Below are 15,108 nucleotides of genomic sequence, written 5' to 3' on the forward strand. Positions count from 1 at the left end.
ATTGAGCGAAAAGATTTACGTTGGTAAGCAAAGCTTATTTAGGCATTTATTGGTTTTAAGTTTAATTTGTGGTGGAATTACATCTGTATTCGCACAGGATTCGACAGCAACAGGTTCTTCTATGGGTCGCATGGAGTTGCCACAATCTTCTAGTATAGAAGATTTATATACCTATGATCCAATTACAGATCGCTACATCTATAGTAAAATGTTAGGTGATTTTAATATTGGAGTTCCTGTAATACTGACTCCAGAAGAGTATCGTGATTTAGTTTTAAGAGAACAAATGCGCGACTACTTTAAAGAAAAAATTGATGCTGCAGATGGTCGTAAGGAAGGTAGCGAAGAAGCACAAAAAAATCTACTACCTAAGTTTTATGTAAATTCAAGTTTCTTTGAATCGGTTTTTGGCGGTAATACTATTGAAGTTATTCCTCAAGGTACTGTAGAAATAGATTTAGGGTTATTATTTACAAAACAAGATAATCCAGCATTCTCTCCAAGAAACCGAAGTAATTTTTCATTTGATTTTGATCAACGTATTAGTTTAAGTTTATTGGGTAATGTAGGAGAGCGCTTGCAAGTTAATGCCAATTATGACACGCAATCTACTTTTGATTTTCAGAATCAGATTAAGTTAGAGTATACGCCTACTGAGGATGATATCATTCGCAAGATTGAAGTGGGTAATGTGAGTCTGCCATTGAATAGTGCACTTATTCCTGGAGCTCAAAGCCTTTTTGGGGTAAAGACGGAACTTCAATTCGGTAAAACAACTATAACAGGAGTGTTTTCTGAACAACAATCAGAAACTAGAAGTGTCACCGCAGAAGGTGGAGCTACTGTTACTGACTTTGAAATTTTTGCTCTAGATTATGATGAAAACAGGCATTATTTCTTATCTCACTATTTTAGAGACAACTATAACAGAGTTTTAGGTCAATATCCTTTTATAAATTCCAATGTGCAGATTACTCGCATGGAAGCCTGGATTACAAATAGAGGTAATCAAACACAAGATGTTCGTAACATTGTTGCGATACAGGATATTGGAGAATCTGATCCAACAAATATAGGTTTAAATCCACCTCCTGGAGGATTCATCAATAAAACACGAAACTCTTTCCCAGATAACTCAAACAATGACTTTAATCCATTTGGGATTGATGAAGGGGGTGTACAGAGTATTTTGAATGCACAAATTAGAGATATTGCCACAGTGCAAACAGGGTTTGGAGGTGTTCGGGTGCAGGATGGTACAGACTATGTTGCGCTAGAGAATGCAAGAAGACTTCAGCCAAATGAATATGCACTTAATTCTCAGTTAGGATATATTTCATTAAATCAACGATTAAATAATGATGAAGTGTTAGGTGTTGCCTTTCAGTTTACGGTAAATGGTCGTGTTTTTCAAGTAGGAGAGTTTTCTACAGATGGTGTAGATGCTGCTGGTGGTGAAATCCCAGTTGGCACACCTGGTAATCCAAGTGATACTCCCATCGAGGGAATTCCACAAAATCTGGTAGTAAAACTTTTAAAGAGTAATATCACAAACGTTACTGAACCTGTTTGGGATCTGATGATGAAAAACATCTATAGTTTAGGTGCTTTCCAATTAGAACAACAAGACTTTAGAATGAATATTTTGTATCGTGATCCTTCTCCTTTAAACTATATTTTACCAAGTGAAGGCACAATGACTAATCCTCCTTTGGCATTACCTGAAGATATTGAGAATACAATTTTACTAAAAGTATTTAATCTAGATAGGCTAAATTACAATGGAGATCCACAACAAGGAGGAGACGGTTTTTTCGATTTTTTACCAGGTATTACCGTAGATCAACAAAATGGGCGAATCATATTTACAAGTGTAGAACCATTTGGAGAATATCTCTTTAATGAATTAGATAATACAGCAGGAGGAATCTATGGTGCGGAGTCAACCTATAATGCCAACCAAGCAAAATATGTATTTGATAGACTTTATAGTGGTACAAAAATTCAGGCTGAACAAGAACAAAGTGATAAGAATAAATTTCAGTTAAACGGTAGTTATAAAGCTGCTGGAGGGGATGGTATACCCATTGGAGCATTTAATATTCCTCAAGGATCTGTAGTAGTCACTGCTGGAGGTAGAACATTGTCTGAAGGTGTTGATTATACGGTTAATTATCAGTTAGGGCGTGTTCAGATTTTAGATCCTGCACTGCTTGCCTCTAATACTCCAATTAATATTTCAGTTGAAAATAACACCTTATTTGGACAGCAAACAAAGCGTTTTACCGGACTGAATGTAGAGCATAGATTTGATGAAAATTTTATCATTGGTGCAACCTATTTAAAACTTAATGAACGTCCACTAACTCAAAAATCTACTTACGGGGTTGAACCAATTAACAATCAGATTTTTGGTGTGAATGCCAATTTTTCAACAGAGGTACCCTTCTTTACTAGATTGGTAAATAAACTACCAAACATTGATACCGATGTGGAGTCAACACTTTCAGTACGTGGAGAATTTGCATATTTATTGCCAAGTGCCCCTGAGATTTCAGATTTTGGCGGAAGAACAACAGTCTATGTAGATGATTTTGAGCAATCTCAAACGGAATTTGATATTAGTTCTCCAATTTCTTGGAATTTAGCCGCAGCGCCTATTGGTTTTGGTGGTGAAATTGGAAATAGTCAACTAGAATCCAACTACCGTCGTGCGCGTTTAAACTGGTATACCATTGATCCTATTTTCTATAGTGGCCAGCGGCCAGATGGTATTACGGAGCAAGATTTATCCAATCCATTTACACGTCGTATTTTTTTAGATGAAATTTTCCCAGAACAAGACATTATCCAAGGACAAACACAAGCGATATTTTCTTTAGATCTTTCTTTTTATCCAGCAGAGCGTGGTGAATATAACTTTAATCCATCAGCAAATGGAGGGAATGAATTACCAAATCCTGAACAAAGTTTCGGTGGTATTTCTCGACAATTAACGACTACAGACTTTGAAAGAAGCAATGTGGAGTACATTCAATTTTGGATAATGGATCCATTTATCTATCCTGAATCTGATGGCAATAACGGAGGGGTTTTAAGTTTTAACTTAGGTAATATTTCTGAAGATATTCTTAAAGATGGTCGCAAACAATATGAAAACGGATTGCCAAATGAGGGTGGTACAGATGGAACCACGCCAACGGCATGGGGTAGAGTGCCAACCAATCAATCTTTGATTTATACCTTTGATACAGAAGGTCAAGAACGAACCAATCAAGATATTGGGTATGACGGTTTAAACAACCTAGAAGAAGGAGCCCTGTTCCCTAATTTTGCAGGACTTCCTGATCCAGCAAATGATAACTATCAATTTTTTTTACAAGGAACGGGTGATATCAGAAACCGATATAAGTTGTATAATGGTACAGAAGGGAATTCTCCTGTAGATGTTACAAATGATGATCGTGGTTCCACAACAGTGCCAGATGTAGAGGATATTAACCGAGATAACTCTATGAATACCGTAGATAGTTATTATGAATATAATATCCCGATACGGCGAGATATGTTATTACCTGGTCCTGATAATTTTATTACAGATGTAAGAGAACAGCAAGTTACCACACCAGATAACAGTACAATACCAGTGCGATGGGTACAATTTAAGGTCCCTGTGAGTGATTTTGATGAAGCTGTAAATGGTATTTCAGATTTTAGGTCCGTCCGTTTTATGCGTATGTACATGTCTGGATTTAACCAGCCCACTACGCTTCGTTTAGGTACATTAGAGTTGGTACGGGGAGATTACCGTCGTTACTTACAAACACTTGATAATGTGGATCTAGAAGATCCTGAACTTGATGACACTAATTTTGAAGTAGAGGCTGTTAATATTATTGATAACGCCACTAGACAACCGATACCTTATGTACTTCCCCCAGGTGTGGTGCAAGAGCAGCTTAACAATAATAACAATATCATACGGCAAGATGAGCAGTCGCTTGCACTGCGTGTTTGTGGTTTAGAGCCTAACGATGGGAGAGGGGTGTATAAAAACTTTAATATAGACATGCGCCAGTATAAGAACCTTGAAATGTTCCTTCATGCTGAGGCGCTCGAAAATGAATTACAGTTATCAGATGGCGATATGTCCGCGTTTATTCGCTTGGGGAATGATTTAACTGAGAGTTACTACGAAATACAAATACCTCTTACGGTTACACCTTTTAATTCAACAAGCCCTGATCAAATTTGGCCAGTTGAAAATAGATTTGAGTTGTCCTTAGATTTACTTCAGCAATTAAAATCATTACAACGTGGTAGTGGTGAAGGACTGGCAGACGCAGACGCTGCGGGCGTGATATATGCAAACGATGGAGCTCTAGATGGCGCTAAGGAAGGTTATAAATATGGGATCAAAGGAAATCCTAGTTTTGGTGATGTTCGTATTGCTATGATTGGAGTTAGAAATAACACGAATACAGATATTTGTGGGGAAGTTTGGTTTAATGAACTACGCTTATCTGAATTAAAGAATGAAGGTGGTTGGGCAGCCGTAGCATCGTTGGACGCTAATTTTGCAGATTTTGCAAATGTGAGTGCAACAGGTAGAAGAAGTACCATAGGTTTTGGGGCTATTGAACAAGGTCCTAATGAAAGAAGTCGTGAAGATGTTCAAGAATACGACATTGTTACTAATTTTAATTTAGGGCAAATGTTACCTAAAAGTTGGGGAGTTCAATTGCCTTTTAATTATGGGATTGGCGAACGATTAATTACCCCGCAATTTGATCCAGAATTTCAAGATGTAGAGCTAGAAACACGATTGGATAACGCCGCCACGTCTGAAGAAAGAGATCGCATTAGAGAACAATCTATAGACTATACAAAACGTCAAAGCATCAATTTAATTGGAGTTCGTAAAGATCGTGTTGGGGACGCAAAACCACAGATTTATGATGTGGAAAATGTGACCTTGTCGGGATCCTATAATCAAATAGATCACAACGATTTTGAAATAGAAGAATCTTTAGATCAAAACGTGAGAGTAGGGGGTACCTATGCTTATAGCTTTGCGCCGGCAACATTAGAACCTTTTAAAAAGAACGATTCTATATTTAAGAATAAATACTGGAAATTTTTAAAAGATTTAAATTTAAATTACCTGCCAACGAGTATTGCTGTGAATACAAATATTACAAGACAATATAACGAGCAGAAATTTAGAGAGTTAAATCTATTGGCTGGAAACATAGGTATTCCTACTTTATATCAACGCAATTTCTTGTTTGATTGGGATTATGCAATTAACTATAACCTTACAAAATCATTAAGGTTCAACTTTACTTCTTCAAATAATAGAATTGTTACCAATTACCTAGACGATGACGGGGTTGTTGATAATACAATTGGAGTTTGGGATGGCTTTTTTAATTCAGGAGAGGCAAACAGACATTTTCAATCATTACAACTTAATTATGATTTGCCAACAGCTAAATTTCCATTCTTAAAATGGATACGTGCAACTTATTCTTATACCGGTGATTTCCAGTGGCAAGACGGTAGTGATTTATTCAATAATATTGATATTGAATTGCGTGATGGTACGATACAAACATTTGATTTAGGGAATTCTGTGCAGAATTCAAGTACACACCGTATTAATTCTACGTTTGATATGAACCAGTTCTATAAGTACATAGGATTGACTAAGAAAAAAGCTTCGCGAAGAGGTGGGTCAAGAGGTGGGTCAAACGATGTTAAAAATAAAAAGGGAGCAAGAGGAGGAGACACTGATGCTAAGGGCGAAGGTGCTAAAGAAGGTGGTTCATTCTTAAATTCAAAGGGTGAAGATTCAACTGGAGCAATTGCTGGTGGTAGGAATACATCAGGAGCTGGTGGCACAGGTTTGAGTACTGGTGACAAAGCTCTAAATACGGGGATTGGACTACTTACGTCGATCCGAAAAATACAATTTAACTATCAAGAAACGAACGGTATATTTTTGCCGGGATATACACCCTCTATTGGTTTTGCAGGAACTTTGAAGCCTACTGCAGGATTTACTTTTGGAAGCCAGCGTGAAATTAGAGAGGAAGCGGCTAGAAAAGGATGGCTAACATTATATCCAGAATACAACGAGCAGTATACAGAGAATGAGACGCAACAATTAGATGTGCAGGTTAATGTTGAGTTACTCCCAGATTTAAAAATAGATTTAAACGCGAGTAGAATTTATGCTGAAAATTATACTGAAAATTATATCATCCAAGATGGTTTGTACAATTCGCTTACGCCTACAACATCAGGAAACTTTAGTATTACTACCATATTACTGGGTACAACATTTCAAAAAACGACTGATCAGGCATCACAAGCATTTGATGACTTTAGATCAAATCGATTAGTAGTAGCAACAAATTTAGCACGCGAATTGGCTGCCCGTGACCCAAATTATACATTTGAAACAGATCCTGAAACAGGATTCCCTGTTGGATTTGGACCTACAAGTCAAGATGTGTTGTTACCATCATTTATAGCGGCATACAAAGGGAGTGATGTCAACAAAGAGAAAAAAGGTATTTTGAGAGACATTCCATTGCCTAACTGGGACATTAAGTATACTGGATTAATGAAATTGAAATGGTTTAAAAAGAGTTTTAAAAGATTTTCAATACAACATGGATACCGTTCAAGTTATACAGTGAATCAGTTTCAAACAAATTTAGATTTTAATCGCAATGCTCCTCTAGAAACTGATCAATCAGGAAACTTCAAGAGTGAACAGTTTTTAACAAATATTAATTTGACAGAGCAGTTCTCGCCGCTCGTTAAAATAGATATGGAAACAAAAGGATCTGTAAAACTAAGTGCTGAATATAGAACAGATAGAGCATTAGGCCTAAGCTTCGCGAATAATTTATTAACTGAAATTAAAGGTGATGAGATTATTGTAGGGTTGGGGTATAGGCTTAAAGATTTAAGAATTGGCACTAATTTTGGTGGTAAGAAATCTATTTTAAAGAGTGACCTTAATTTCAAACTAGATGTTTCTAGAAGAGATAACCGCACTATTATTAGATTTTTAGATGTTGAAAATAATCAGACTACGGCAGGTCAAACTATTTATGGCTTTCAGTTCTTAATGGATTATGCACTTAGTAAGAATCTTACAGCGGCCTTCTATTATGACCATACATTCTCTGAATATGCTATTTCAACAGCATTCCCACAAACGACCATTAGAAGTGGGATAACGTTAAGGTATAACTTTGGAAATTAATTAATACACATATAATTTATTTAACTATAACAATGAATATTCCATCAGATTTAAAGTACACAAAAGACCACGAATGGGTTAGAATTGAAGGCGATATCGCTACCGTTGGTGTTACAGATTTTGCACAAGGCGAATTAGGTGATATTGTTTATGTAGAAGTAGAAACAGTGGATGAAACCCTCGAAATTGAAGAGGTTTTTGGAAGTGTAGAAGCGGTAAAAACCGTTTCTGACCTGTTCTTGCCGCTCTCAGGCGAAATAATTGAGTTTAATAGCTCTCTTGAGTCTGAGCCAGAAAAGGTAAATAGCGATCCTTATGGAGAAGGTTGGATGATCAAAATTAAATTTAGCAATCCTGAAGAGGTTGACAGTTTATTGGATGAAGCAGCTTATAAAGAACTTGTGGGCGCCTAAAAGTCTTTTGTTAATAGCCGTTCTTTATACAATTGCTTTGACAATACTTTTACTCATTCCAACTCAAGATCTACCAACAGACCGATTTAAAAATACAGACAAAGTATTTCACGTTGCCTTTACTATGCTATTGTCAATAGTTTGGTTACTGTCTGCTTTTTCCTATTTTAAAACTAAGTTTTCGAGCAAAACAGTTTTAATAATTGGAATCTTAATATTTTTGTATGGCATTATTATTGAAGTTTTGCAAAGTGAACTTACAAATACACGAAGTGCAGATGTCTTAGATGTTTTTGCCAATACCGTTGGGTTATTCATTGGTATTATTGTATTCTACAAGTTGTTAAAATCTTATTTAAAAACTTAACATCATTATTGTTTTAAAATAAAGCATAAATTCTATATTTTAGCAGTAATATAAAATTGTAATTATGGAACTTAAAAAAAATCCCAAGGCAGATCTCAAACAATGGAGCCCTGTCTATTTCTTAGCAGGACTGGCGCTAATGCTATTTTTATCTTGGCAAGCTGTAGAATGGAAGTCTTATGATAGAGATTTAGCAACAGATACCCTTAATGTAGGCGATGAGCTCGAAGAGGATATTCCAATTACACAACAATTAACACCACCACCACCACCACCACCACCACCACCAGCTCCTGAAGTTATTGAGGTAATAGAAGATGAAGAAGAAATTGAAGAAACAGTTATCGAATCTACTGAAACCAATCAAGAAGAAGAAATCGTAGAGGTTGAAGACATTGAAGAGGCAGTAGAAGAAGTAATCGACGATGTACCTTTCGCAGTTATTGAAAATGTGCCAATCTATCCAGGATGTGAAAGTGCAGGTAATAATAATGCAAAGAAGAAGTGCATGTCTGAAAAAATTCAAAAATTTGTTCAGAAAAAATTTAATACCGAATTGGCGAGTGACCTAGGTTTAGAAGGTGTGCAGCAAATTTACGTTCAGTTTAAGATTGATAAGAACGGAAACATAGTAAATGTTCAAGCGCGTGCTCCGCACCCAAGATTGAAGAAAGAAGCGGTTGAAACCATTCAAGCGCTACCTAAAATGACTCCAGGTAAACAACGCGGTCAATCGGTGGGTGTATTGTATTCACTGCCTATTAGATTCCAGATTGAGAATTAAGCAATAAAATAAACAAAACTGTAAAACCCATCCGCCTCAGGCAGATGGGTTTTTTTATGGCATAACCCTTGATGTTCATACGGTATTATTAATCCTTTAATACTTATATTATGAAACCATCAGTTAATAAAGTAGCAGGCAATCAACCAAAAATGCTTCGTAAGGGAGAATTAAAAAAGCAAGTCAACCATAAAGGTACCGGAACGCTCTTTTTTCAAATTGGACTTATTTTGAGTCTTATTGCAGCCATTTTCATAATGGAAGTAAAAGTTGGCTATGGCAAGGTCAAACCTGAAAAGTTTTCTGGAATGGAAATGTATGAGCCACCCACTATTGAATATCGTGTGGAGGTTGAAAAACAAAAACAACCCATTGCCAAGGCAAAAAAAGCCCAAACGCGCCCCAAGCAAAGGATACTTGCCGATATTGTAAGTATTGTAAAGGATGATACTCCTGATTTAGACGATGCTCCAATAGCAGTAACGATGCCTATAATTGATGTTTCGTTTGTAGATACACCCACAGTAACAAAAACGGTACCAGATGCTACAATAGAGCGGAATGTAAATCAAGTGGAGTTCGTTCCTATATTTCCAGGTTGCGAGCGTCTCAAGAGTAACGAAGAAAAGAGACAATGCATGTCCTCAAAAATCGGTGTTTTTATCAATAAAAGATTCCGTAGCGATGAATTCAATAATTTAAAAAAGAATGATACACATAAGATTTATGTCAAGTTCAAAATAGATGCGCAAGGAAATATTACCGAGGTAATTGCTAGAGCTCAACAAAAAGATATGGAGGAAGAAGGAATTAGAGTAGTTCGTAAACTGCCTAAAATGACGCCAGGAAGAATGGGCGATATAAACGTCCCCGTCTCCTATCTTGTCCCTATTAGTTTTAAAGTAGAGTAATAAGGCGAGCTACTATTATTTTTATTAGTGATGTTCTTTTAAAAAAGAGCATCACTAATTTTTTGCATTGTAACCTGTATCTAAAATCTGTATCTTTCCGCTCCAAAATAGTTACAATGAGAGTTCTCACGCTTGCCTTATTCTTGAGCAATGTTTTTTTTATGGTTGCTCAAAACCCAATAACCTCATATGAAAAGTTTCCTGTCTTTCCATCTTGTGAAGTTGTTGAGTTGGATGCATTAGAAACGTGTTTCTATAATCAATTAAAAACCAAAATATTTGAAGTATTTAAAGTGCCAGATATCGTAATTGCTAAGAAGTATCAAGGGAGTATCAATGTTCTATTTGAAGTAACTAAGGAAGGTGCGTTTAAAGTTATTTACGTAGATGCTATTTATGATGAATTAAAAGAAGAAGCAAAGAGAGTTTTCCAATCGTTCGAGGCTATCAAGCCAGCTACTTACAATGGAAATCCGGCTATAGTTCAGTTTACACTCCCGTTGGATATTCCATTAATTAAGCCTAACGAGCTTGTATATATTACAGGTGGAAACGGAGCAATCACAACCATCGAAGAACCAATCTCTGGGGAACCAATACTAATAGATTCTAGAGCAGATATAATCAAGGAATACGATAGTATTAAAAAATATCCATATTCTGAAAAATTGTACGAGAGTAATATTAACATCCCCTTATCACACCACGAATATGCGCGTTTTGACGCTGCTATGAATAGAGTTGGAACAAACAACCATACAGCTCAAAAGCCATATATCTATAGTGAAGTTAATAAATACTACGATTTTAAAGCAAAAAAAGAGGAGTTAACGTTTGATAAAGCATCGTGGTTTGGACGTAAGTTTTGGAATGAAAATATGGTGCGTATTCAAGGCGGTGATTTTTGGTTGACGCTAGACCCTGGTCTAGATTTACAAGTGGGGAGAGACACAGGAGATGATATTAACACGTATAACAATACCCGCTTAGTATATAGCAAAGGGGGTATTGGCAAAAACATTAGCTTTTTTGCAGTTGTCTATGAGAGTCAAGGACGATTTGCTGGTTATTTTAATAGATATGCAGAATCTATTCCTCCAGCAGGAGGTAATCCAGCCATTATACCAGGTCGCGGCATTGCAAAATCATTTAGATCAGATTCTTATGATTACCCGGTTGCCACAGGGCAAGTTTCATATTCGCCAAGTAAGTGGTTTAACGTGCAATTAGGTCACGGAAAGAATTTTATAGGAGACGGCTATCGCTCGTTGCTTTTGAGCGACAATGCAAGCCCATACCCATTTATTAGAATGAATACCACCTTTTGGAAATTAAAATATACCAATACGTGGATGTCTATGCGGGATGTTAGAAATGAAGTTACAGAAGATCGAACCTTTAGGACTAAATATATGGCGAACCATTATTTGAGTTATAACGTAACAAAAAGATGGAATATAGGCTTATTTGAAAATGTAATTTGGGAAAACGGAAATGACCGTGGATTTGACTTAAACTACGCTAATCCTGTTATCTTTTATCGTGCTATAGAATTTGCAACAGGTTCGCGAAGCGGAAATGCAATCATAGGCTTGAGCTCAAAATATAAATTTACAGACAACATTAATGTTTATGGGCAACTGGTATTGGACGAACTTTCAACCAGCGATGTCTTTAGTGGTAATGGGAGTTACAAAAATAAAACGGGCTACCAATTAGGGATCAAATATTACGAGCCCTTTAAAGTAAAGGACCTATACCTTCAGTTAGAATATAATAGGGTGCGTCCTTATACCTATTCTCACAATACCATTGTCTTAAATTATGGGCATAACAACCAACCATTAGCGCATACACTTGGAGCTAATTTTTCTGAATTTATTGCTATTGTGCGCTATAATAGAGGAAGAATTTTTGGAAATTTAAAGGTCATTACTGCCAAGAGGGGATTGGAATTTGACGAGACTACCGATGAGGGCTTTTATGGAGGCGATATTTATGGGACAGAAAATGATAGATTGAGTGATTTAAACAACGAGTTGGGACAAGGAAACACAACCACCTTTTTTCACACCGAGGTACAAGCAGGCTATGTGATAAATCCTTCCACAAACCTAAAAATATATGCCAGTGCTATTTTTAGAAACTTTACCCCAGAACAAGAACAAGATAATTTCTTTAGTGAAAATACAACGTGGGTAAACTTCGGGATTCGTACTGATTTGTTTAATTGGTATAATGATTTTTAAGCAGGTATAACTACCTGTTTTTAATTCAAAATCAATATTTTAACAATCATATTTGTGATTATTATTAATCAAATTTAATGTGTCATTAACCATTAACCATTAAGTCTTTGTTCTTAGGAAAAAATTATTAGGACTTGTATTTATGTTTTTAGCGTTAAAAACAAAAGTGCTTACTATCCTTCAATCTCAAGATGTTAATATTGCATTTTCGATAAGCGATATCCAAACATTTATACGGCCAAAGATGTTATTATTTAAAGGGAATTATAAATTATAAAGAGCACTTTTTTCAACAGCATCCTTTTAAGAAATAGGCAAGCGAACAATTGAATAAAACAACGATGCTGAAAAGAAGAGCTCTTTGTATTTTCTATAGCAGTTATCATTATTATTTTAAAGTGCTAAAATTACCATAATTAAGCACAGATAATCATATTTTGGTTGTGATAAACTCTCTTTCTGCCGTATCTTTGCACCCTGAAATCACACTTTTTAAGTGTTTATTATAAATTATTGGACATTTCTCAAACGCATATAGCACCTGCATCTCTTATAAAGAATATTGCCGAAATCACTAAGGTCAGGCTTTCAGTGAGTGTTGTTTTCTCTTCAGTTGCCGGATATTTGTTGGGAGTCGAGACGGTAGATTTTATGCAGCTTTTTTTGTTATGTGTTGGAGGTTATGCCATGGTTGGTGCCAGTAACGTTTACAACCAAATGATGGAGCGAGATCTCGATTCCTTGATGGATCGCACTAAAAACAGGCCACTGCCTTCTGGGAGAATGAGTATGCCAATGGCTCTTTTTACGGCAATTTCATTAACTGTTTTAGGAATTGTACTGCTGTATACCATAAACCCGCAAACTGCAATGTTTGGGGCTATTTCAATTTTTATGTATGTGTTTTTGTACACACCGCTAAAAACAAAAACACCTTTGTCTGTTTTTGTAGGTGCTTTTCCTGGTGCAATTCCTTTTATGCTGGGTTGGGTGGCTGCTACAAACGATTTTGGTATTGAGTCAGGCACTTTATTTATGATTCAGTTTTTCTGGCAGTTTCCTCATTTTTGGGCAATAGGATGGTTTTTGTTTGACGATTATAAAAAGGGTGGGTTCTTTATGTTGCCCAATGGTAAACGTAATAAAGGAACTGCAATTCAAATTGTATTGTATAGTATTTGGACCATTTTGGCTTCTTTAATTCCTGCTTTTGGCGTGACAGGAGATTTATATATTACACCTGTTTCGGCGGTACTCATTGGTGGCTTAGGAATTTGGTTTATTTACTACGGAATTAGATTATACAACTTAAAAACCGATAAAGCGGCAAAGCAGTTAATGCTTGTGAGTGTTAGTTATATTACGCTGTTACAAATAATTTATGTAGCAGATAAATTTATTAGATAACAAGCTCTTCTGCCTTTTGAAGGTAACATTAGGAGGTGATGTTCAACGAATCCATAATCAAGAATAGAAGTAACAATAAAAATGAACTACACACAAGATATTGAAGAAAGCAAAATAAGACGTGCAAAAAAGAACATGTTGCTGTTTGGGATGATAAGTCTTGGGATGAGCTTTGCAGGTTTAACAAGTGCTTATATTATTAGTAAAAAGCGACCAGATTGGTTGACCGATTTTGAGATACCGCAGGCGTTTTATATTAGTTTATCGGTCATTGTTCTAAGCAGCATCACGTTACATTTAGCTAAAAACTCCTTAAGTAAAGAGGAAAACAGTAAAGGAATGGTGCTGTTGGTTACGACCCTTATTTTGGGGATCGTTTTTGTGTACCTTCAGTTTTTAGGTTTTTCACAAATCATTGCTAATGGATATTTTTTTACGGGAAGCGAAAGTAGCATTACAACATCATTTATATACCTCACAGTGTTAATGCATTTGGCGCATATTTTTGCGGGGCTTATTGCACTAATAGTGGTAATCTATAATCATTACAAATTGAAATATATCAACGGAAAAACACTGGGAATAGAACTAGCCACTACCTTTTGGCATTTTGTAGATATCCTATGGATATACCTGTTTTTGTTTATATATTTCGTGAGATAAAAAAATAAAACGTATTTTTGAAAACTATTTTAAAACCAATTAATTTCTATGGAAGCAACTGTTTCAACGACAGATAAAAACGGTGATGTTTGGGACGGTGGAAACCAACCACTTAGAGCCAGCTATGGTAAAATGATGATGTGGTTTTTCATAGTATCAGATGCATTAACCTTTTCAGGATTCTTGGCAGCTTATGGCTTTTCAAGATATAAATTTGTAGATGCTTGGCCTATCGCCGATGAAGTATTTACACATTTTCCATTCTTACATGGCATACCTGCACCTATGTTTTATGTGGCATTTATGACCTTTATTCTGATATTTTCTTCAGTAACTATGGTGCTTGCCGTGGATGCTGGGCATAAGATGAAACAGAATAAAGTAATCATTTATATGTTTCTTACCGTTATTGGTGGTGCTATTTTTGTTGGTTCACAAGCTTGGGAATGGGCAACCTTTATAAAAGGAGAATTTGGCGCAGTAGAAACTAAAGGTGGTAAAATATTACAGTTTTTAGATACTGAAGGAGAACGTGTTGCAATAGCAAGTTTTGCAGAAAACATACCGTCAGCAATAGAAGCACATGAAGGAAGTAATGGAGTATGGTATGAAGGCGGAGAAACCGCAACAACGTATAGTTTTGAAGAAGTAAAAGCTGGGTTTTTAGCCAATGATAATTTATTGATTCGAACACAGTATCTAGATGACAATGGACATCCTACTGTTTTAACAAGGGCAGAGTCTATAGCAAAAATAGAAAAGGACGGTAAATTAGTTGTTGAAGGTGCAAACTTGAGACATAATGAATATGGTCATCCATTATTTGCAGACTTCTTTTTCTTTATAACAGGATTTCACGGTTTCCACGTACTTTCAGGTGTGGTTATAAACATCATCGTGTTTTTTAATGTGGTAATAGGTACTTACGAGCGAAGAGGGAGTTATGAAATGGTGGAAAAAGTAGGGCTCTATTGGCACTTTGTAGATTTAGTTTGGGTATTTGTATTTACTTTTTTCTACTTGGTTTAATTA

Annotated in this window: 9 protein-coding genes; all 9 read left to right on the plus strand. The window is 36.0% G+C overall.

What is annotated here, in order from left to right; translation table 11 throughout:
* Position 1 precedes the first annotated feature (1 nt).
* The 9 genes from sprA (at position 2) to ABXT67_RS07165 (ending at position 15,105) form a co-directional block, all read left to right on the plus strand.
* Positions 2-7,282 carry a cell surface protein SprA gene (gene sprA / locus ABXT67_RS07125; RefSeq protein WP_415376579.1) on the plus strand — a complete coding sequence of 2,427 codons (7,281 nt, stop codon included), beginning with the start codon at positions 2-4 and terminating at the stop codon, positions 7,280-7,282.
* Positions 7,283-7,314: 32 nt separating this feature from the next.
* Complete coding sequence (gene gcvH / locus ABXT67_RS07130) at positions 7,315-7,695, plus strand: glycine cleavage system protein GcvH (RefSeq protein WP_415376580.1); 381 nt, start codon at positions 7,315-7,317, stop codon at positions 7,693-7,695.
* Between the two features lie 37 nt (positions 7,696-7,732).
* Entirely contained in the window at positions 7,733-8,062 is a 330-nt protein-coding gene (locus ABXT67_RS07135) for a VanZ family protein (RefSeq protein WP_415376581.1), read from the plus strand.
* A 64-nt stretch (positions 8,063-8,126) separates the two neighbouring features.
* Complete coding sequence (locus ABXT67_RS07140) at positions 8,127-8,846, plus strand: energy transducer TonB (protein ID WP_415376582.1); 720 nt, start codon at positions 8,127-8,129, stop codon at positions 8,844-8,846.
* A 110-nt stretch (positions 8,847-8,956) separates the two neighbouring features.
* Positions 8,957-9,757, plus strand: a complete 801-nt coding sequence (locus ABXT67_RS07145) for an energy transducer TonB (protein ID WP_415376583.1) — start codon at positions 8,957-8,959, stop codon at positions 9,755-9,757.
* A 116-nt stretch (positions 9,758-9,873) separates the two neighbouring features.
* Positions 9,874-12,006 carry a gliding motility protein RemB gene (locus ABXT67_RS07150; RefSeq protein ID WP_415376584.1) on the plus strand — a complete coding sequence of 711 codons (2,133 nt, stop codon included), beginning with the start codon at positions 9,874-9,876 and terminating at the stop codon, positions 12,004-12,006.
* A gap of 513 nt (positions 12,007-12,519) precedes the next feature.
* On the plus strand, positions 12,520-13,413 hold the full coding sequence (gene cyoE / locus ABXT67_RS07155; protein WP_415376585.1) for a heme o synthase: 894 nt from the start codon (positions 12,520-12,522) through the stop codon (positions 13,411-13,413).
* Between the two features lie 81 nt (positions 13,414-13,494).
* Entirely contained in the window at positions 13,495-14,076 is a 582-nt protein-coding gene (locus ABXT67_RS07160; RefSeq protein WP_415376586.1) for a cytochrome c oxidase subunit 3, read from the plus strand.
* 48 nt (positions 14,077-14,124) lie between these two features.
* Positions 14,125-15,105: a cytochrome c oxidase subunit 3 gene (locus ABXT67_RS07165; RefSeq protein ID WP_415376587.1), complete on the plus strand. Its 981-nt coding sequence runs from the start codon at positions 14,125-14,127 to the stop codon at positions 15,103-15,105.
* Positions 15,106-15,108 lie beyond the last annotated feature (3 nt).

This window comes from Patiriisocius sp. Uisw_017, assembly GCF_047731265.1.
Lineage (GTDB): Bacteria > Bacteroidota > Bacteroidia > Flavobacteriales > Flavobacteriaceae > Patiriisocius.